A 19682-nucleotide genomic window follows, 5' to 3' on the forward strand; every position below is an offset into this window, starting at 1 on the left:
CCTATACTGCAGCTATTGGATGTGGGATCATACCTTTATCGATCCGTGATAGGTTTACGATATAACGAAAATGCCCTCATGTACTAAGATGTCAAATGTCTATCGTCAAGGAGGAACCAAATATGCGTCATTTTCAACCATCTCATCGTCTCCGCCCGCTTCTAACAATCTCGGTTGCAACCGTGCTGCTCTTGGCCTTATTGTCAGGCTGTTCCCGGCAGCCGGACGGAGCGGAGACGCGGTTCAATGCTTCGTCTGACGCGGGCGCGGCAGAGAATAACAGTACGCCGTCCGGCTCGAACGATCAGGAGCAATCAGCCCTACCCGCCAGCACCGCAGATGACTTCGGTGTTTTTGAATTGACCTCAATTCGCCCGCAGCCAGGAAATAAACCGATCACACTGACAATACAACAGGCGCGGCACAATTTCGGAGACGGACGCGAAGCAGACATTTGGGGCTATAACGGACAAGTTCCCGGGCCGCCGCTCGTATTTGCGGAGGGGGATCGCGTCACCGTGGACGTAAACAATCAGTTGGATGTCGGCACCAACATCCACTGGCACGGCTTGAAGGTTCCGATTCGGCAGGACGGTCCAGGCATCGACATGCAGCCCGGCAACCGGCACGAGTATGAGTTCTCAATCAGGCAGACCGGAACATACTGGTATCACTCGCACTACCGTCCGGTCGAAGAGCAGGTCGAGCAAGGTTTGTACGCTCCTCTCGTTATTAAGACAGCGGCAGATCTGAAGTATGACCGTGATATCGTGCTTGTATTGGATGATTGGATGTTAGAAGAGAGACAAGCTTCGGGAAAGATGAAGATCGATGAATTCGACACGATAAATGGCAAGACCGGCTCTTCCATTCCTGCGTTAACCTTAAAGGAAGGGGAACTCGTGAAGCTGCGGTTCGTCAATGCTTCAACCGTCAACTCGCAGAAGCTGAACCTGCCGGGACATACATTTCGTGTGACTCATTTGGACGGAGCGGCGCTGGCGGTGCCGTTTGAATCCGATACGATCCTTATCAGTCCCGGAGAACGTGTCGACGCCGAACTGCTGGGCAGCTATAGCGCTGGCAGATTCGAGCTGACCAACGGCCGGGGCCGCGGCATGCGTCTGCCGATCATATATAACGGACAACGGAACGAAGTAACAGCATCACCGTTCCTTGCACCTGCGCCCCGTCCGCTGCTTACAGAAGCGCCTCAGTCGCCTGACTTTACGGTACGCCTGAATTCGGGCATGGTGAGCGGCAATCTAGAAAGCGACGGGAAGATGAATCAAGGTATGACGAATGGAGGAGCGATGAGAGGAGGCATGATGAGCCATCGCATGTCGTGGCTGATTAACGGGCAAGCCTTTCCCGATACAGAGCCCCTTCGCATCGAGACTGGCCGCACTTATACAATGCGAATCTATAACGATGACCATCATATGGCGCATCCCATGCATCTGCATGGCACACACTTTCAAGTGCTCTCCTTCAACGGCGAAGCGCCGGCGCAGGAGTTGTTCAAGGATACCGTCAATGTCCCTCTGGCCGAGTATGTAGACATTGCATTCCGCTTCGATGAAGCAGGAGAATGGATGTTTCACTGCCATATTTTGAATCACGAGGACGGCGGCATGATGACATCCGTCATCGCCGAGTAAAACGGATTGGGCCCGCACAACTTGAACTTGATTCAAAAAAGGAGCTGCCTCATTTTGAGATAGCCCCTTTGTACTTGAAAAGCCCAGGAAGCCTTGGCTTTTTTAATTGCAACTCCGAACACGTCCCAATGTAAGCGTAAAATAGTCCCCGCCTTAAGAAAGGATAGGGACTTTTTTGTGCTATTTATTTCAGGTATGTCTCGGCTATTTTAACCAAGTCCTCTTTGCTTACCTTATCCGCGTCTGTCCGAATTTCATAGGTGTACTTTTGTTTTTTATCCGGGCTCTTGTGACAGTAAAACAAAATAATAAAAAGGTTTTACTCTAAATCTATTTTCCGCTTGCTTATATTTATTTCATTTGCTAATATAACTGACGAACGTTCGTTAAATCGGAGGTGGTTTTATTGAAAAGCAATGACATTAAGGAAGCCGCTCTAAAATATTTCACAATTCATGGTTATGAAGGAGCATCCCTTTCTCTAATCGCTGAAGAAGTCGGCATGAAAAAACAATCCATTTACGCCCATTTTAAAGGAAAGGATGATCTCTTTCTGCAAGTTTTACGTGATGCGAAAGAGACGGAGCTATCTTCAAAGCTTCAATATTTCAGCAACATTGATTCAAAAAATCCCGAAAAAGATTTATACGGATTTCTGCAATTGGTAATCGATCTATTCCAAAAAAATGAGCAGTTAAAATTTTGGCTGCGTATGTCTTTTTTTCCGCCGGCACATCTCGCAAAAGCAATCGAAAAGGAAGTAATCGATATCGAGGAGAAGGTGCAGTCGATACTGGAAAGTAAATTTCAGGCTTGGATCGATGCTGAAGCAATAGTCGGAGATGCAGCAAAAACGCCGACCCTCGCCTTCTTAGGAGTAGTCGATTCCATTATGCTGGAGCTTGTATACGGCAATGATGAGAAACGGCTGAAGGATAAATTAGCAGCCTCTTGGACCGTATTTTGGAGAGGTATTTCACATTAATGATTCTTACAGAAAGAAAGTGTTGATACATGAAGAAAACAATAAAAGAACAAAAGACGGTATTACTTATTCTTTTAAGCAATATATTCATTGCCTTTCTAGGAATTGGTCTCATCATCCCCGTTATGCCGTCTTTTATGAATATTATGCATTTATCAGGTAAAACGATGGGCTATCTTGTTGCCGCATTTGCGGTGGCACAACTGATTATGTCACCACTCGCAGGACGATGGGTTGACCGTTACGGCAGAAAGAAAATCATCATCATCGGCTTATTCCTTTTCGGTGTTTCAGAACTTATCTTTGGGTTGGCCACGAATGTATCGGTGCTTTATATATCAAGGATTCTAGGGGGAATTAGTGCCGCCTTTGTTATGCCAGGTGTTACTGCATATGTGGCAGATATTACATCCGTTCAGGAACGGCCAAAAGCGATGGGCTATATTTCTGCCGCCATTAGCACTGGCTTTATTATAGGACCTGGCATCGGTGGCTTTATTGCAGAATACGGTGTGCGCATGCCCTTCTTCTTTGCGGCGGCCATTGCCTTTTTAGCATGCATTTCATCCATTTTTATTTTAAAAGAGCAGCTGACAAAGGAACAGCTTGCAGAAATTTCCGCAAATACAAAGCAAACAAACTTTATAAGCGATTTAAAAAGATCACTTCATCCGCTTTACTTTATCGCATTTATCATTGTATTTGTACTCGCTTTCGGTTTATCAGCATATGAAACGGTTTTTAGCCTGTTTTCTGATCATAAATTCGGCTTCACGCCTAAGGACATTGCAGCCATTATTACAATAAGCTCAATCTTCGGCGTTATTGCGCAAGTATTTATGTTTGGAAAAATGGTAGATAAACTCGGTGAAAAGAAACTGATCCAATTATGTTTAGTTACAGGTGCAATATTGGCGGTGGCGTCCACCGTGATCTCTAGCTATTTGGCCGTGCTGGCGGTAACTTGCTTCATCTTCCTCGCATTTGATTTGCTTCGTCCGGCATTGACGACCTTTTTATCAAGAGCTGCCGGGAAAGAGCAAGGATTTGTTGCTGGAATGAACTCAACCTATACGAGCTTAGGCAATATCGTCGGGCCAGCGATGGCAGGAATACTATTTGACGTAAATATCCACTATCCTTATCTTTTCGCTGCTGTCATTATGGTCATTGGCCTCGGTATTACAGTCATGTGGAAGGAAAAACAATTGGGAGAAAGCTTAGCGGAATAATTTGAAAAGCGCGGGGCGTATTTATAAATACCACACCATTTACTTTGTCGGTAGTGCCAGCTTCGCTGGTACTGCCCCATCCAGAAGATATATCCCTTCTTGATACCGCTCGTAATCTGCCTTTAGCTGCAAAATCATTTCCGTTTTCTTCTTCTTCATCCGTCCTTTCAAGTAGCCTGGCCTATAGGTCAAGCCAATCGTGGCCCTTCTCAATTTCATAGCTGATGTCCTCGGCCACCGCTTGAACCCCGTTGCTCCGCTCCACCCCCGCGGTACCTGTCACCGTTCCAGCCCGTTTTTACTTTTAATCCAAGTACCCGCAGTTGCGGAGCGTAGCGCAGCCAAAAGCCCAATGGAACATAGATCTGCTTTCAGGCTGCGCCGCTTAGTGATCTCTATATCGATTGGGCTTTTAGTAGGTGTGGGGGTTCGTGGCCGTTTTACATACGCAACTCTTATTACATTCTGATCGGAGGTTCCACCACGTTCTTTCCTGACTGCAGGGGAGAGCGGATCTATGACGCATTGTTCAAGGTCCTAACAACATATCCGCCATGGCGAGGAGGAGGAATACGCTAATTTTCTGAATGAAGGGTAGAGTGAACCAAAGGGTCGAAATAGGAACATTCGCCCTGGATACGCCTCGCTCATGTAAGCCCGAACCCCTGCCCTAGCCGGGCTTTAGGGACAAGCGTGAACCGCATGGCGTTATGGCAATACGCACTGTAGGCTCTCTCCGTCGTCCTCTTGTACAAGAAAAGAGAGCGGTCAAATGCATCCGCTCTAATCGTTCTCGCTGCGATCACTGTCTGGACGCTTCCCTCGATCCCTGTCTTCATTGGATTCGCCCGTATCCAGTTCCATGTCCTCTTGTTTGATGATTTCATGAATTTGATGCTTAATCGTCTCTGAGCGGGTTCCGAATATTGCCTGCACATTGTTGCCGACCTCAAGCACCCCCGAAGCGCCCAACTCTTTCAATCGGTCTTTGTCCACATCCCCCTTATCCTTGACCTGTACACGCAAGCGCGTAATGCAAGCATCCAGGGAAGCGATGTTGTCCTTGCCGCCAAGCGCTGTCAGTATGCCGCGCGGCAGTTCTCCCGCCGTTGCCGCTCCTTGCCTAGCGGCAGCAGCCGGTGCAGCCGCTTCCCTTCCGGGTGTCTTGAGATTGAACTTGCGGATGGCGAAGCGGAATCCAAAATAGTAAATGAGCGCAAGCACCAAGCCGACCGGGATGACGAGCCAGTAAGGCGTCCGGTGCTGGAGCACGCCGAACAGCAAGTAATCGATGACGCCGCCGGAGAACGTCATGCCGATTTTGACGCCGAGCAGATGCATCGTCAGGAACGAAAGACCCGCAAAAAGGACGTGAACGGCAAAGAGAAGCGGCGCCACGAACAGGAAAGAGAATTCGAGCGGTTCCGTAATTCCGGTCAAGAACGACGTGAGCGCTGCCGAGCCCATAAGCCCCGCCACGAGCGTTTTATTCTCCGGGCGCGCTTCATGGTATATGGCGAGTGCTGCCGCCGGCAGCCCGAACATCATGAAGGGATATTTGCCGGTCATGAACGTACCCGCCGTCAGCTCGACACCATCCTTCAATTGGGCGAAAAAGATCTTCTGATCCCCTCGGACCAGCTCGCCTGCTTTGTTCACATATTCCCCGAACTCGAACCAGAACGGCGCGTAGAAAATGTGATGCAATCCGAATGGAATGAGCGCCCGTTCACAGATACCGAAGATGAAGGCCGCAAGCGCGCGGTTCGAATCGATGAGCGAATGGGAGAATGCATTCAGACCAACTTGAATGGGCGGCCATATGAACACCATCACGATCCCGATAATAAGCGACGTGACGGCTGTTATTATCGGAACAAAGCGCTTGCCCGCGAAGAAGCCGAGGTATGAGGGCAGCTCAATCGTGAAAAAGCGCTTATACAGCGTTGCCGCCGTGATGCCGATAATAATGCCGCCGAAGACGCCCGTCTGCAGCGTCGGCACGCCCTGCACGATGGCGTACGCGAAGTTGGACTCTACCATGTCCGGCGTTACGTTCATTATCACTTTCATCGTCACATTCATGACGAAATATCCGACGATGGCGGCAAGCCCTGCCACACCGTCCCCCCCGGCCAGACCGATGGCTACCCCGACAGCGAACAATAAGGACAAGTTATCAAACACGATGCCCCCAGCTTGCTCCATCACGTTGGAGATGATACTGATGGCGCCGCTGCCCAGCACCGGAATCCTTGCAATTAGATCCGGATTGCGAAGCGCATTGCCGATACCGAGCAGAATGCCGGCAGCAGGCAGAATGGCGACAGGCAGCATCAGTGCCTTGCCGACCTTTTGCAGCACGCCGAATATGGATTTAAACATAGAACCCAACCCCTAACTATGTGCATGATCTTCAGAATGGATGAGAAACCTATTGTTACCATTTCCAATCCGTTCTAGTGCTATGCACGCGGGTAAGTTCTGATTTACAGAGTCATAACTTCATGTAAACTTCATACAAAATTCATGATACTTCATATACGACAACGCCCTTGGAGACTCCCAATTCAGGGTAGCGCGCCATAATGGCCGGCAGCTCGCCCAAGCGAAAGCGGTGGCTGATGAGCGGCTCGATGCGCAGAAGAGCTTTTTCGGAGAGATCTATTTAAGCGTGGAGCAGGAGACGAGAGGGCGCGGCAAGCATCTGCTTATCCAATCCATCAACAAAGAATCGGAGCTTGAGCTTACTTTGCCGCCGTTTTTGGAAAATCTGGACGTAGACGGCATCCTTATTTTGTCTCACCTTAGTACGGCTTACACGAACGCAGTTATTGCCACCGGCATTCCGACAGTGCTAATTGACCATCATCATCCGGCCATTCATATCGACTGCATCTTGACGAACAATCGCTTCAGCGCATATGAGGCCGTTCAGCATCTGTTCGAGCTTGGGCACCGGAATATCGGCTTTATGGGCAACATCAGCTTCTCACCCAGCTACTACGAGCGGCTGGATGGGTTCCAACTGGCGCTGCGCGATTTGGGACTCGATGTCAATCCGGACTGGATCGTGACGGATGCGCTTGAGCAGTCGGAATATATGATGCAGACAATGAAAGCCATCAGAACCCAACCGACCGCTTGGTTTTGCGTGAACGATGGCCTCGGGTTCCTCGCCAACTCCACGCTGCATCAGCTTGGCTTTCAGGTGCCGGATGACGTATCCGTCTGCAGCTTTGATAACGGGCAGTTATCCCGCTTGGCCACGCCCACGACGACAACGATGGCCGTCGATTTGAATCTGTTCGGCCGCAAAGCCGTCGAGCAGTTCTTCTGGCGCATGGAACACAAGGTTGAGCCGTTCATGGAGCTGTTGCTGCCGACGAAGCTCATCGCACGAGAATCCACCGCGGCACCGAGAAGCTAAAAAACGATATTAAATCGAATTACAAAGGGGCTGTCCCAAAAGTAGAATTTCTACTTAAGGGACAGCCCCTTCTCTCGTTAACTGACATCAAGTGGCGGATAATTAAGAAAGGATTGACGAAGCAACTGTTTTATGAAAAAATATAAATACCAACGGTCGGTATCTAATAGGAGGATGGATAATGGCAAGAAACAAATATCCCGAGAAGACATTGGAGCAAATTCTAACGGTGTCAGCAAAACTGTTCACCGAGAAAGGCTTTGACAAAACTAGCATTCAGGACATTATTGATGCTTTAGGAATGTCAAAGGGAGCAATATACCACCATTTTAAATCAAAAGAAGAGATATTGGATGCGGTCATGAAGCAGCGCTCTCAATCTACGACAGAGATGTTCGACATGTTAATTCAGAATACACAAGCGAATAATGCAAGAGAGAAGCTTGTGAGTATATTAGAAGCGGTTGCCACAGACAAAGATACACATTCCATAGACAGCGTGTTGAGCTCACAGATCAAGAACCCGCAGTTTGTAGTGACAGGGATCAAGGACTGTGTCATTAAGGATGCTCCCCGGATTGCTCAAATTATGTTGCAAGGTAGAGAAGACGGATCCATTGTTACCGATTATCCGACTGAATGTGCGGAGATTTTCTTGTTGCTGTTGAACATATGGATAAACCCGGTTTTATTTGAACGCAACCGTTCGGATACCCTTCGTCGTTTACAATTTTTACAGCAGATGATGAAGCAGTTAGGTGTTGATGTTGTCAGTGATGCATTAATTGAGAAAGCAACCGACCTGTACGCGAATATGGGCGGATATTCACAAGATGGGCAATGAATGTTAACAAAGGGGGCTCGGTGATGCACATCGGATTTATTGTAGGGTCAACGATCGCAAGTGCGGTGTTGATTGCAGGCATTATTGGATGGCTGCTGAGCAAACGTAAGGGTTATAAAAATGTGTGGGCAGGTTGGGCGATCGTGTTCGGTGTCTTCGCCCTAATCAGCGCAGTAATAAATGCGGGGATTCGGTAGTGAGCTGCTTGTCATTTAAATGTGAATGGTTGAATAAGGAGGCGCTAATTGCAAATGGTTAATCAAAAAATACTTGCAGCGACCAAAAAGCTGTCTAACAACACATATCATAAGGCGATGAATCGCGCCCAAAAAGCAACCCACCCATCCCCAAAAGCAGTATACAAAGGTGCAGTAATCAGTGGAGGTATTGGACTTGTTCTGTTGGCTGCGGGAGGTGCGGGGCTACTGTTCAACCTGCACCTATGGGCATGGGGCTTGCTTGGTTCCGGAATCATTGTAGTGGGTGTCAATGTGTTCAGTGCACTTAGAAGTATCTCCAAATAAAGCCAGCGATTATAATTGACAAAAAAGGGGCAGCCACCGTCATTCATTATGACTTTTGGGGCAGCCCCTTTCCTATGCATCCATTGAATTATTCAGCTTCCAACGCTTGTACCGCAAGCGCCAACGCGCCCGTAATGCCGGCCCGGTCTTGCAGCGCCGGCGGAACGATATAATCGTCGCCGCACTCCAATACAGCAGGATGCTGCACATAGCCGTTCAGCAGTTCCTTCACTTGCTCGCGAATACGCGGGAACAGGTGAAGCTGCTTCGATACGCCGCCGCCGAGAATGATTTTCTCAGGGGAGATCGTCAAAATATAGTTCATCAACGCTTGCGCCAAGTAAAAGGTTTGGAATTCCCAAGCCTTGTGATCATCGCCCAGTTCGTATGCTTTCACGCCCCAACGGCCTTCAATGGCAGGTCCGGCCGCCAGCCCTTCCAAGCAATCTTTATGATACGGGCATTTGCCTTCATACGTATCTTCGGGATGGCGCTTCACCATGATGTGTCCCATCTCCGGGTGAACCAAGCCATGCACGAGCTTGCCTTCCACTACCGCGCCTGCGCCGATGCCCGTGCCGACCGTAATGTACAGGCAGCTGTTCAAGCCCTTGGCCGCGCCGAAGATTAATTCGCCGAGCGCCGCACCATTGACGTCGGTGTCGAATCCTACCGGAACGTTGAAATGGCGCTTCAGGTGGCCGACGACATCATAGCCGCTCCAATGCGGCTTCGGCGTCTTCGCGATATGACCGTATGTCGGGCTTTGCTTGTTCAAGTCTACCGGACCGAACGATCCGAAGCCAATGGAGCTTACCCCTTTATCCTTGAAAAATTCAACCATACGATCCATTGTCTCTTCCGGCGTCGTCGTCGGGAAAGACTCGATATGTTGAATTTGTCCATCCGGCGTGCCTACAGCGACGACAAACTTCGTACCTCCGCCTTCAATTGCACCTAACAGTTTCATTGTTTCTCCCTCACCTTCTCCAAGCCTGTCCTTCTCTACGATGTTCAGGCGGGGTTATCCGCCAATCCGCGTAATGCCGCGCATTCTGCCTATCTGTCGCGCGGCAGCACGATAACGCTTCCATCCTGTTCATTATAACATCGCCTATCGGATGTTCCAATAAGTTGCGCGCATCATCTAAGATTCGGACACATATGCTGAGCTTTCTACCCTTTTGCAGGTGTTCCATGCTGGAAATGACGATAGACTTTCGCAAGCTGATGCGCTAAAATATGAGCAAGTTATTTTGCTAAAACGCGCCACTAAGGAGGAGCCACACCATGACCGTTACGACGTCTCAGCAAGGAATGTTTGGTCAATTTGGCGGCAGCTTTGTTCCGCCGCAGCTGCAAGATGTAATGAATCGGCTTGCCGAAGCTTTTTATCATTACAAGGATGACCCGGAATTTATCGAAGAATACAAAACGTACTTGCGTGAATTTGTCGGACGGGAAAGCCCACTTACCTTTGCCAAGCATCTGACTGCGAAGCTTGGGGGCGCGAAAATCTATTTGAAACGCGAGGATTTGAACCATACCGGATCCCACAAAATCAACAACGTGCTCGGGCAGATTTTGCTTGCGAAGCGCATGGGCGCGCATCGGATCATTGCAGAGACGGGAGCCGGCCAGCATGGCGTAGCGACTGCGACCGTCTGCGCGATGTTCGATATGGAATGCGTTATATATATGGGAGCCGAGGACATCCGCCGTCAAGCGCTAAATGTGTTCCGCATGGAGCTGCTGGGCGCGAAAGTCGTCTCGGTTGCAAAAGGGCAGGGCAGACTGAAGGACGCTGTGGATGAAGCCTTGAACGACCTGGTTGAGAACTACGAGAACACCTTCTACCTGCTTGGTTCTGCTGTAGGCCCCCATCCATTCCCTTCGATGGTCAAGCATTTTCAAGCGGTAATTAGCGAAGAATCGAAGCGTCAGATAATGGAAAAGGAAGGACGATTGCCAGATGCCGTATTGGCATGTGTCGGCGGCGGCAGCAATGCCATCGGTTCCTTCGCGCATTATGTGGATGAGCCTGCGGTGCGGTTGATTGGCGTGGAGCCGGAACAAGCCCCTACGTTGACACAAGGCGTGCCCGGCATTCTGCACGGCTTCAAATGCCTCGTTCTCTTCGACGAGGAAGGCAATCCGGCGCCAACCTACTCCATCGCGGCGGGACTCGATTATCCCGGCATCGGCCCGGAGCACAGCTATTTGAAAGAATCGGGCCGCGCGGAATACGTGACGGTGACGAATGAAGAAGTGCTCGAAGCATTCCAAGTGCTGTCCAAGGCGGAAGGCATCATCCCGGCGCTGGAAAGCGCGCATGCGGTCGCGCATGCGTTGAAGCTCGTTCCGACGCTGGACGGTAATCAGATCGTCATCATCAACATCTCCGGCCGCGGAGACAAAGATGTGGAGCAAGTGTTCGAGATGCTCAAAGCGAACCAATAGCGGCAATGTAGCTCAATACAGCCATAGTCCGCATGGGAACGGGACTATGGCTGTTTCACGTTTTACTCAATCGTTCACTGTCCGGCTGGACGCCCATGCCGCTTTTTACTTACAGGGGAAAAAATCACCTGGACTTTTTATTGGCTTTGGATAATTTGGCCGTCTCCGCCTCGACAAGCTTTTTGTTGTTCTGGACGGAGGAAGCTTTGGAGACCGCCGTAACGGCACTTTTTGCCTTCGTTGGCTGCGAAGCCGCCTCTGCGGCTATATTCAGCGAACCGAACAACAAGATAAAGCCGGATGCCGCAATTGCCGCCTTGCTCATGCTTTTCATGCGAAAAATTCTCCTCTCCCTATTCACAGGGGTCTGCTGCCGCCAGACAATGCCCCAGACTCCGCCGGTTGGCCATCTGTATTCGTCGCTTACCTATTCCTGCGGGCCAATTCGAGCTCCACCTGCGCCTTTTGCTGCAGCTCCGCCAGCGCCTCGTCCACTGACTGCTTATTATCGGTAACGGATTGCAGCGCTTCATTCACCAGCGAAGAATACGCCTCATAGAAGCTCTCCGGGATGTTCTTCTTCCACGGCTCATTCGCCCGATGCTTCGCCGGCTTCAGCATATAAATCGATTCCGCGCCTCTTTCCAAGCCTCTCGGAATATATCCTGTCCGCGCCGGCAGCTCGCTTCTTCCGTTGCGGGATATGACCTTTGCCATCGCCGCGCCGTTCATGAACTTGACAAGCTCCCAAGCATCTCGCTTATTCGTCGAATCCGCAGCGATCGCGAATATTTGTGTCGCATAGGTACTCGCGGATTCATCCACGCGCGCCGGATCGATCGGGGCGGTCACCATGCCCCAATTCATCTTGGAAGACCCGCCAATGTGTGCAGCAAAGGACGAATCATTGATAATCATCGGGAGTTCCCCGTTAACGAATTTGTTGATGGCCAATATATAACGCGATCCAGGATCGCCGTCCTGCTGCGGCGGACGAACCGATACCGCCTTGTTCCGGATCGCATCGGCCGTTAACTGAAACGCTTGCTTCCAGCCTTCGGATTGCAGCATCACCTGCTTCCCTTCCGCGTCGAACAGCTGCAGATTCATCGCAGCCGCAACTCCCCGCAATACGTCAGAAGCTTCATTATCCATCAATCCGTATGAAGTATCCTCATCCGTTCTGCCGTTATGGAACCGGGCAGCCAGTTCGAATAGCTCCTTCCAAGGCATCTTGTCGACCGGCGGATCGATATGCATATCCTTGAACATATCCGCATTGTAGTAAAGGAACGAAGCTCTGAGCGTGGGAGCAAGTCCAAATAGAGAACCGTTTCCCCTTTCACGCAGCATGTCGATCAAGCCTGGCGCATAGCCGTCCAAATCGAATTGATCCTGCTTGAAGGCCGATTCCAAATCATATAGCTTGCCCATGCTGGATAATTGATCATACTCATCCAGATTTAGAACGAGCACGTCCGGCTTCTGGCGCTCTATCATACGCTGTAACTTTTCCAATGGGCTTAATTCATTCGGTTCGCCCTCCCCCTCATCCCACGACTGGATTACTTCGATTTCAATGTCAGGGTACTGGCTGTTAAATAACTGGCCGTACTTGATATGGAAGTCCTCTACATAGGGATAATATACCTTCAGCTTCCCGTTGCCTTCACCGCTTAGCTCGTCCGGCACGGGCTTATTCCCGAAGCACCCGCTTATGAGCAGGACGATGCTGAGCAGAAGCAGTACAGCCGCTTTACGTTTTCCGGTTCGCCTCATTTCTTCACTTCACTTCTCCTTTGCACGCCTATTCATCGATCTCTTTTATTTCACATTGTCTTGGCGCGCCTTCTGAAGCGCTGCCTGTGCCTTCTGCTGTAGTTCTGCCAAGGCTGCATCCATGGTTTTCTCATTTTCAATGATGGCCTGTAGCGCTTCTTCCCGCAAAGGAGCATATGCACTGTTGAATTCGTTAGGAATCCGCTTTATTGCCCACTCGAATTTCCTATTTTTTATTTGCAATGCATAGAAAGCTTCTGTACTCTTGCCCTGAATCGACTTGACGAATCCGGTTCGCGTCGGCAGCTTATAGTACATGGTGGAGCTTGCCTTCGCCATCTCCGGTCCGTTGACGTACTTAACAAATTCCCAGGCCGCCCGCTTATTGCTCGATTGCTCGTTTATGGCAAAATACTCATAGGAAATCGCGCTTGGCGTTTCATTCGGGTGGGTGGGATCAATAGGGACAGGAACCATTCCCCAATCCATCTTGCTCGCCTTCTTGTTGCTCGAATCGCTAAACTCACGAATAAAGCCTGATCCACCAATGGTCATAGCAGCATTGCCTTGCAGGAAGAGATTATCGGACGAACGGAGAAACCTCGTATCTCCCGATTTCTGAACCTGCAGCGCGCGGGCACGTATTGCATCCGTCACCATTTGATATGCCTGCTTCCAGCCCTCGGATTCGAGCAAGATATTCTCCCCCTTAGCATCGAATTCCTGCAGGCCCCATGTGTCCGCTATGCGATTCAGCATCCGAACCGCGTTCTCATCGCCAGCATATAGCCCAGGCATTCCCGCATCTTCGAAGCGCGCAGCCAGATCGAACAGATCCTTCCAGGTCATGCCGCCTTTTGGCGGTTCTATCGCATTCGCTTTGAACAAATCGGCATTATAATAAATCACATCCGTAAAGAAAAACGGCGGCAGGCCAAATAGCGTGCCTCCTCCCTTCTCTCTCACCATATCAATCAAGCCTGGCATGAACCCTTCCAGATCGAATTGCTCCTGCTTGATGATCGGCTCTAAATTATATAATTTGCCGTCCAATGCGTATTCTTCATAATATTGAGGTGGCAGAGTCAACACATCGGGCTGCTGTTCATCAATCAGCTTCGCTAATGCCGTCCCATAATCAACGCCTTTTTTCGTTTGCTGGAATAATCCCTTGGTCTCGACCACTTCAATGTCGATATTCGGAAATTTGAGCGTAAATACATTTCCGTATTCTCGAAAGAAATCGCCCTCATCAGAGTAAAGCACCTTTAATTTGCCACGGCCATCCTTTCCGAGCTCCTCCAGCACAGGCTTCGTTCCGAAGCATCCACTCACCAGAGCCATAATGCTTACCAGAATCGTGCCTTGCTTCAACCACGAACCCCATCGCATCTCGCCTATCATTCTCCTTTGCTTCCGTATCCAAAGCCGCAGGCAACCCGTACCTGCAGCTTCTGTCGGCCTTAATCCCTATCATTTTTTAATCATCGTTTTCGCAAGCTTGATTAACTCTTCCTCCGTCAATGGATTTCCAGGATTCACGGAGATGAAAAATACCTTTCCGTTTTTCGACCAGGTAACTTGATTTCGATCAGTATGTAAGCTATCTGCGGCGGATTCGTATTTGTATTCTTTAGTCTTCTTATCTTCGCTATAATCCGTTTGCATGTGGAGAATGATATTATCTTTTCCTTTTTTGTACTCCAGTTTGATATCGCCCGCTTCCTTCCATTCCATCTTTTTGGAATATACCACTTTGCCTTTGGCTTCAGCCTTCACTTGTGCCTCGAACTGTTTACTGGACGGACTTTGGATTACTCCTTTAACAAAGGTATATCCTTCTGGCATCCCCTCTGGCTCCTGCACGATTGCTCCCTTTAATTTAGTAGTCCATTTCTTGTAGTCTTCGTATTTCTGAAATGTTGGGAATTCCACATAATATAAAAACTCACTATCGCCATTCAGCTTCTTATCACTGACATACACAAGGTAAACGTCCCCAGGATTTTTTTTGATTTTTACTATCCTTGCCTTCTCCGCTTCGATCATTTTCTTTTTCTCTGCATCAGTCGGAGCTTTGGCCGCTGCCGTTTTGAGCGTAATGCTGTTGATTGATTGCGACGACGCTGCCTGCACAGCAGCGCTCATGGAACCTAGCAGCAGGATGCTGCAAAGTGTAGCGATTGTTACTTTCTTTGTGTTTTTCATGGGTTATTCTCCTCTCTAAATTTCAAACGATTTTCGGATGTTAGTCAGGCCGCACTATCGTGTTTATAGGATCCCTTAGGCGCAAGCCTCTATCCTAATTAACACGGTCGCTCTTATTTAGGTTCACTAATTTGGGAGAAATTCAAAAAAATGCTGCCCTCACGTCATATCCTGACGGGGACAGCATCGTTCATCCTATTGCAACTTTATTTTCAAATCCCGATCCCAATGTCGAATGTAGAACTCAAATAAGTAAATCTCTGTTTCGTTTCCCTTAAATCCGCGATACACGTTTACATACTTATTGGAATTCTCCCAATCGAGCCAGTTCTCCTCCCATTGGTAAAACAGGACTTTACCAAATATTCTCTTGTCTCCCTGTTTCATGTACGTCTGAGTAACGCCGCTGAACTTTAGATTCTCGCTCTCGTTCTCGACATACAGGTCACCGTTTTTGGTATAGTAGGTTACTTTGACCGGATAACCCTCTACGTTCACAATCGTTTCTTTCTTTTCATCTGTAATAGCTGTCAACTTGATTGGCTTCTTATAGTAACGTATCTTCTCGATCTCACGTTCCAACAACAATTCTACCGGCGTGTCCGCGGTCAACCGCAGATCGTGTCTTGCCGGAAATGTGAAAGCTTGCCGATATCCATGGAGCGGAGTATTGGCATATTCCAATGGCATCTCCCACCCTTCAAGCTTACGTCCGTTCACTAGCAACGAAACTGTCCGATATGGAATTTCGTGGAATTCTCTCTTATTCTCTACCTCCAATTTTATCGCAGTCGGCCTGATAATCAGCTTGCGGAGGATCGAGTCCCCTTGCGCCGTGTGGATCGGAATGTTTAATTCCCGGGTCACTGACGCCTTTATCGCCTTCTCCTTGTTCAAGGTGAACATACCGATATTCCATTCTCCCTCGATATGGCTTCCCTTCACGCCATATACAAATTCGAATGAATTGTCACCCTGCAGTAGTTCGTCCGAGCTATAACCTTCTTGTACACCCCATTCTGGATGTCCCCCAATCTCGATCGTTCTAGTCGTCTTATCGCCTGATCGAATTACCATTTCCCCTCCCTTTTTCACCACAATTTGAGGGCCAACGATGTTGAAATTCGAATCATCCGTGTAGGACACAGAGTATTTGAGGGTTGCTTGCCCTTGTCCGCCTTCCATGAACTGCACCTTCAATTCCTCGATCCCGCCATCATGAATCGGAAAAGTCTGTACCTCTGCCTTGTGCGGATTCAAATCGATTGGTACACGAACATAGTCGTACGCCTGCAGCCCACGCGCAGACAATTGCACATTCTCTTCCTTGCCGGGAACCGTCCAGGACGTTTCGAAGAATCCGTTGTAGGTTCGGCTTTCTTCATCCCAATTATGCCAATAGTAGCCTTTATCCCAGTTCATATTCATCTTCTGCACAAGATCCAGACTTGCAATGGAATTTCCCTTCTCGTCTTTGAAATCAAATTGGTCGAACGTCCATTTCCGTTCCTGCTTATCCCCTGTATTCAAGCTGTATAACAGCGTGGTTCCATTATCGTCGGACACCGCCGTATCGATTGCGAATGTGACGCCGCTATTCGTAACCTTCTTATTGATCGGCTGCCCGAATCCATGCTGGATCGCTGATTCCACACCTTGGAGAGAATTAAAATCCCACTTCCCGGAAATATAGGCGAGAACTGGGGTAGCTAACAGCACAAATACAGCCGCTGACAGCACGGCGGCTAAGCGGCGTCCTCGGAACAACGGTACCGTTCTGGACGATGCGGAAGTTTTTTGCTTATCCTGCGCGTTTCTGGCCGCCTCGATCCGCATCCACATTGCATCGAAGTCCGGATAGGAATGGTTGCCGTCATCGCCCAGCTGCTGAGAAAGATTTTTTATTTCGTTTGTTCTCTTCTTCATGTTCCGCACCTTCCTTCCTGCCTCTTGCCTGCTTATGTACGCTGCTATTCCCCGGCCTGTCCATCCCATCCGGCTCAAGCTGGCCCGGTTCCTCCAGCATGACCTTCATCAGCTTCAAACCTCTATTCAAGCGGGATTTCACCGTGCCAATCGGGATCTCCAAAATCTCGGCAATTTCCGCAAGAGCCAAATCGTTCGTGTAACGGAGCGTCACCACTGCCCTGATTTTATCAGGCAGCTGCGCCATGCGGCGCTTCCATTCATCCTCCGTCTCCTGCTGCTCCACCGCGGCGAGCACCGACGGTTCCACCTGTTCCCGCTGGAACAAGAGCAGCATTTTCTCTTTCATTCGTCTCGTCTTGCTCCGCCGCAGATGGTTCAAGCAGTGGTTGACCGTAATGCGCATGAGCCACGTTTTGAGATACTCCACCTGCTGCCAGCCGGAGGTTAATGCCTTCATGAACACCTCTTGGCATATATCTTCCGCGTCTGACGCATCGCGCAGCATATAATAGCAGGTCCTGTACACTTCATTGTTGTATCGCTCAAAAAATTCCCTGTCCGTCAACAGGCCCTCCACCTTTCCTATGCGTTACTATACTAAGTTAACAACTCACAAGAATAAAAGGTTCGTTTTTTTATCTTTTTTATATTATTTTCACATTAATCTTTTCCCTTCTAATCGATGTTATGGCATTCTGCAACTTAAGAATCAGGTTATCTAACGAAAAGGGATCGATTAGCCGATATACATAAGGGAGTATGTCTGAGGAGGATATTGAAATTGCCACAATTCGTTCGGCGGCTCAATCGTTGGCTGCTGTTCCTTATCTTGCTTGCGCTGTGCGCATACCCATTTCAATATTTATTGGGATCCAAATTCGATCGCGGAGCATTGTCCTTCATGTTCGACATGCCATCCGACGACATTGTGTTGATGCTGTACAGCAACACGGCCCGTGTCGGCCGCTACCTCGTGCCGATCGATGATGAGCGTCCCGGAGCCGCACCGTACAAAGAGCGCGGCGAAACGTTCGTTCCAGCACGCTTTCTAGCGAATAAGCTTGAGGCGGAGCTTTCCTACGACAAGAAACGAGGGACGATTACCTTCGCCAAGGATAAATCCAAAGTGACGTATTCTTTTCATGCCGGCGAAGTTACCATTGCCACGGCAGCCGCGCCGTCTACGACACCTCTCAAGGCTGCGCCGCTGGTGAAGGACGGGATGACTTATGTCCCGCTGCGCCCGGTCACGGAAGCGCTCGGCCGCAGCATTTACACACAAGACGGAGTAATTGCCTTGTCGAAGAGCAAGTCGGCGCCGGACGCCGAGCAGTGGCAGGACTGGCACGATGAGCTGTCCCTGTATCTGGCTTATGATTCGTTCGGGCCATACGCCGTTAAGCTGGGAGACACGGTCCAGACTCTGTTCCGCCGCTGGGAAGATGCCGTAGCTTATGCCAAGCAGGCGCCCGGGCGCAGAGTGACCTATCGGGGCGAGCATGTTATGTGGGATCCCGAGCGGCCTGCGCCGAAGTCAATCCACTTGAATGGAGCCCCGCTCATTCTGCAGCTTCCAGATCTGCCGCGCGGCTGCGAGGTAACTGCGCTCGCCATGCTGCTGCGGAGCGCGCAGGTAGATGTGGATAAGAACGAGCTTGCCGAGAAGATACGCAAAGATCCGACACCGTACAAACGGGCTGACGGCAAAATATATTTCGGCAACCCGCACAATGGATTTGTCGGAGACATGCGTTCCCTGTCCAATCCGGGACTCGGCGTTTACCACGAACCGATTGCCGACCTAGCGGAGAAATATTTGCCGGGACGGATTATCGATATGACGGGCACTACGTTCGATCACTTATTGTGGGTCGTCGGTCAGGGAACTCCGGTATGGGTTATCCATACGACCATGTACGACGCCGTTCCAGAGCGTTATTGGGTCACTTGGCAGACAGCGGATGGACCGATTCAAGTCACCTATTATGAGCACTCGTTAGTTGTAACGGGTTATGACGATAAATATGTCTACGTGAACGACCCGCTCGGACGCCGCGACCGTGTGGAGCGCAAAGCTTTCCAGCGGGGATGGGAACAGATGGGCAGTCAGGCTATTACGTATTTGCCGGAACAAGGAGCTCCTGCCTCCAATCCAAGCACGAAATAACCTTTTACACAAATACCGCACAGCTACAATGAAGGATAGATAGAGGCAAGTCTCAAACCTGCCGCTCTATCCTTTTTTATTTCAACAACTCAAGAGGAGCTAGCGGCTGCAATGTATGCTGCATCCAAATAAAAAGAGGCTATCGCAATGGTCAAACCATTGCGATAGCCTCGAACATTCTTCCTATTCGATTGTCACAACCCCGTCTTGTCTTGGGGGTGCTTGGATGCCGGCTTATCTTCATCCACATCCCGCATCCAGACGTTCTGTTCGTCGTACTGGAATGAACCCCGGCGGCTAAACACCCAGAGCGCATACATGATGACGCCCAACATAATCAACAAGCCCAGAACAAAAGGAACAAGCGTTACCATAACACGCACCTCCCTATTCTCTTTGTCCGCTGCAGCGATACAAAACAGACTTATCCACCTTAATGGACGAAGATTATCAATGAATTACC

19 protein-coding genes are annotated in these 19682 nt (G+C 49.6%); 9 read left to right on the forward strand and 10 right to left on the reverse strand.

The features are described 5' to 3' along the window. Positions 1-122: 122 nt before the first annotated feature. The 3 genes from M3650_RS25515 to M3650_RS25525 all read left to right on the forward strand — a co-directional run bounded on the left by M3650_RS25515 (position 123) and on the right by M3650_RS25525 (position 3878). Positions 123-1661 (forward strand): multicopper oxidase family protein, encoded by a 1539-nt coding sequence (locus tag M3650_RS25515; protein WP_251578856.1) that lies wholly within the window; start codon positions 123-125, stop codon positions 1659-1661. A 406-nt stretch (positions 1662-2067) separates the two neighbouring features. After that, a complete protein-coding gene (locus M3650_RS25520) occupies positions 2068-2646 on the forward strand; it encodes a TetR/AcrR family transcriptional regulator (protein WP_251578857.1) in 579 nt (192 codons plus the stop codon). A 29-nt stretch (positions 2647-2675) separates the two neighbouring features. Further along, on the forward strand, positions 2676-3878 hold the full coding sequence (locus M3650_RS25525) for an MFS transporter (RefSeq protein WP_251578858.1): 1203 nt from the start codon (positions 2676-2678) through the stop codon (positions 3876-3878). Between the two features lie 39 nt (positions 3879-3917). Here the strand turns inward: M3650_RS25525 and M3650_RS25530 are convergent, their stop codons facing one another. Further along, complete coding sequence (locus M3650_RS25530; protein WP_251578859.1) at positions 3918-4097, reverse strand: hypothetical protein; 180 nt, start codon at positions 4095-4097, stop codon at positions 3918-3920. A gap of 564 nt (positions 4098-4661) precedes the next feature. Then, positions 4662-6263 (reverse strand): glucose-specific PTS transporter subunit IIBC, encoded by a 1602-nt coding sequence (gene ptsG / locus M3650_RS25535; RefSeq protein ID WP_483311790.1) that lies wholly within the window; start codon positions 6261-6263, stop codon positions 4662-4664. Between the two features lie 232 nt (positions 6264-6495). On the opposite strand from ptsG, the gene M3650_RS25540 reads away from it, so the two are divergent. The 4 genes from M3650_RS25540 (at position 6496) to M3650_RS25555 (ending at position 8676) form a co-directional block, all read left to right on the forward strand. Continuing rightward, positions 6496-7308, forward strand: coding sequence for a substrate-binding domain-containing protein (locus tag M3650_RS25540; RefSeq protein ID WP_251578860.1), 813 nt, complete (start codon positions 6496-6498; stop codon positions 7306-7308). A gap of 181 nt (positions 7309-7489) precedes the next feature. After that, positions 7490-8152: a TetR/AcrR family transcriptional regulator gene (locus M3650_RS25545; protein WP_233697552.1), complete on the forward strand. Its 663-nt coding sequence runs from the start codon at positions 7490-7492 to the stop codon at positions 8150-8152. A gap of 23 nt (positions 8153-8175) precedes the next feature. Next, positions 8176-8349, forward strand: coding sequence for a hypothetical protein (locus M3650_RS25550; RefSeq protein WP_019421357.1), 174 nt, complete (start codon positions 8176-8178; stop codon positions 8347-8349). A gap of 54 nt (positions 8350-8403) precedes the next feature. After that, on the forward strand, positions 8404-8676 hold the full coding sequence (locus M3650_RS25555) for a hypothetical protein (RefSeq protein ID WP_019421358.1): 273 nt from the start codon (positions 8404-8406) through the stop codon (positions 8674-8676). An 88-nt stretch (positions 8677-8764) separates the two neighbouring features. On the opposite strand, the gene M3650_RS25560 is transcribed toward M3650_RS25555, so the two are convergent. After that, positions 8765-9646, reverse strand: a complete 882-nt coding sequence (locus M3650_RS25560) for an ROK family protein (RefSeq protein ID WP_285848671.1) — start codon at positions 9644-9646, stop codon at positions 8765-8767. Positions 9647-9966: 320 nt separating this feature from the next. Between M3650_RS25560 and trpB the strand changes: the two genes are divergently transcribed. Next, positions 9967-11136 carry a tryptophan synthase subunit beta gene (gene trpB, locus M3650_RS25565; RefSeq protein ID WP_251578861.1) on the forward strand — a complete coding sequence of 390 codons (1170 nt, stop codon included), beginning with the start codon at positions 9967-9969 and terminating at the stop codon, positions 11134-11136. 124 nt (positions 11137-11260) lie between these two features. Here the strand turns inward: trpB and M3650_RS25570 are convergent, their stop codons facing one another. The 6 genes from M3650_RS25570 to M3650_RS25595 form a co-directional block, all read right to left on the reverse strand. Beyond that, positions 11261-11470 carry a hypothetical protein gene (locus tag M3650_RS25570; RefSeq protein ID WP_251578862.1) on the reverse strand — a complete coding sequence of 70 codons (210 nt, stop codon included), beginning with the start codon at positions 11468-11470 and terminating at the stop codon, positions 11261-11263. A gap of 89 nt (positions 11471-11559) precedes the next feature. Next, positions 11560-12915 (reverse strand): ABC transporter substrate-binding protein, encoded by a 1356-nt coding sequence (locus tag M3650_RS25575; protein WP_251578864.1) that lies wholly within the window; start codon positions 12913-12915, stop codon positions 11560-11562. 45 nt (positions 12916-12960) lie between these two features. Continuing rightward, a complete protein-coding gene (locus M3650_RS25580; RefSeq protein ID WP_251578866.1) occupies positions 12961-14307 on the reverse strand; it encodes an ABC transporter substrate-binding protein in 1347 nt (448 codons plus the stop codon). 81 nt (positions 14308-14388) lie between these two features. Continuing rightward, positions 14389-15123, reverse strand: a complete 735-nt coding sequence (locus tag M3650_RS25585) for a DUF4367 domain-containing protein (protein ID WP_251578867.1) — start codon at positions 15121-15123, stop codon at positions 14389-14391. A 195-nt stretch (positions 15124-15318) separates the two neighbouring features. Continuing rightward, complete coding sequence (locus M3650_RS25590) at positions 15319-17049, reverse strand: DUF4179 domain-containing protein (RefSeq protein ID WP_251578868.1); 1731 nt, start codon at positions 17047-17049, stop codon at positions 15319-15321. Next, complete coding sequence (locus tag M3650_RS25595; RefSeq protein ID WP_251578869.1) at positions 16997-17617, reverse strand: RNA polymerase sigma factor; 621 nt, start codon at positions 17615-17617, stop codon at positions 16997-16999. The genes M3650_RS25590 and M3650_RS25595 overlap by 53 nt, the downstream gene beginning before the upstream one ends. Positions 17618-17833: 216 nt before the next feature. Here M3650_RS25595 and M3650_RS25600 point away from each other — a divergent pair, with 216 nt between their 5' ends. After that, positions 17834-19219, forward strand: a complete 1386-nt coding sequence (locus tag M3650_RS25600; protein ID WP_251578870.1) for a C39 family peptidase — start codon at positions 17834-17836, stop codon at positions 19217-19219. Between the two features lie 194 nt (positions 19220-19413). Here the strand turns inward: M3650_RS25600 and M3650_RS25605 are convergent, their stop codons facing one another. Next, entirely contained in the window at positions 19414-19593 is a 180-nt protein-coding gene (locus M3650_RS25605; protein ID WP_019421367.1) for a hypothetical protein, read from the reverse strand. Positions 19594-19682 lie beyond the last annotated feature (89 nt).

The organism is Paenibacillus sp. MER TA 81-3 (assembly GCF_023713585.1).
Classification (GTDB): domain Bacteria; phylum Bacillota; class Bacilli; order Paenibacillales; family Paenibacillaceae; genus Paenibacillus_B; species Paenibacillus_B profundus.

What these genes read in the sequence shown, in the direction of transcription:
- M3650_RS25515 (WP_251578856.1), top strand. Translation starts at nt 123, where the DNA reads ATGCGTCATTTTCAACCATCTCATCGTCTCCGCCCGCTTCTAACAATC.
- M3650_RS25525 (WP_251578858.1), top strand. Translation starts at nt 2,676, where the DNA reads ATGAAGAAAACAATAAAAGAACAAAAGACGGTATTACTTATTCTTTTA.
- M3650_RS25530 (WP_251578859.1), bottom strand. Translation starts at nt 4,097, where the DNA reads ATGAAATTGAGAAGGGCCACGATTGGCTTGACCTATAGGCCAGGCTAC.
- ptsG (WP_483311790.1), bottom strand. Translation starts at nt 6,263, where the DNA reads ATGTTTAAATCCATATTCGGCGTGCTGCAAAAGGTCGGCAAGGCACTG.
- M3650_RS25545 (WP_233697552.1), top strand. Translation starts at nt 7,490, where the DNA reads ATGGCAAGAAACAAATATCCCGAGAAGACATTGGAGCAAATTCTAACG.
- M3650_RS25550 (WP_019421357.1), top strand. Translation starts at nt 8,176, where the DNA reads ATGCACATCGGATTTATTGTAGGGTCAACGATCGCAAGTGCGGTGTTG.
- M3650_RS25555 (WP_019421358.1), top strand. Translation starts at nt 8,404, where the DNA reads ATGGTTAATCAAAAAATACTTGCAGCGACCAAAAAGCTGTCTAACAAC.
- M3650_RS25560 (WP_285848671.1), bottom strand. Translation starts at nt 9,646, where the DNA reads ATGAAACTGTTAGGTGCAATTGAAGGCGGAGGTACGAAGTTTGTCGTC.
- trpB (WP_251578861.1), top strand. Translation starts at nt 9,967, where the DNA reads ATGACCGTTACGACGTCTCAGCAAGGAATGTTTGGTCAATTTGGCGGC.
- M3650_RS25570 (WP_251578862.1), bottom strand. Translation starts at nt 11,470, where the DNA reads ATGAAAAGCATGAGCAAGGCGGCAATTGCGGCATCCGGCTTTATCTTG.
- M3650_RS25575 (WP_251578864.1), bottom strand. Translation starts at nt 12,915, where the DNA reads ATGAGGCGAACCGGAAAACGTAAAGCGGCTGTACTGCTTCTGCTCAGC.
- M3650_RS25580 (WP_251578866.1), bottom strand. Translation starts at nt 14,307, where the DNA reads ATGCGATGGGGTTCGTGGTTGAAGCAAGGCACGATTCTGGTAAGCATT.
- M3650_RS25585 (WP_251578867.1), bottom strand. Translation starts at nt 15,123, where the DNA reads ATGAAAAACACAAAGAAAGTAACAATCGCTACACTTTGCAGCATCCTG.
- M3650_RS25590 (WP_251578868.1), bottom strand. Translation starts at nt 17,049, where the DNA reads ATGAAGAAGAGAACAAACGAAATAAAAAATCTTTCTCAGCAGCTGGGC.
- M3650_RS25605 (WP_019421367.1), bottom strand. Translation starts at nt 19,593, where the DNA reads ATGGTAACGCTTGTTCCTTTTGTTCTGGGCTTGTTGATTATGTTGGGC.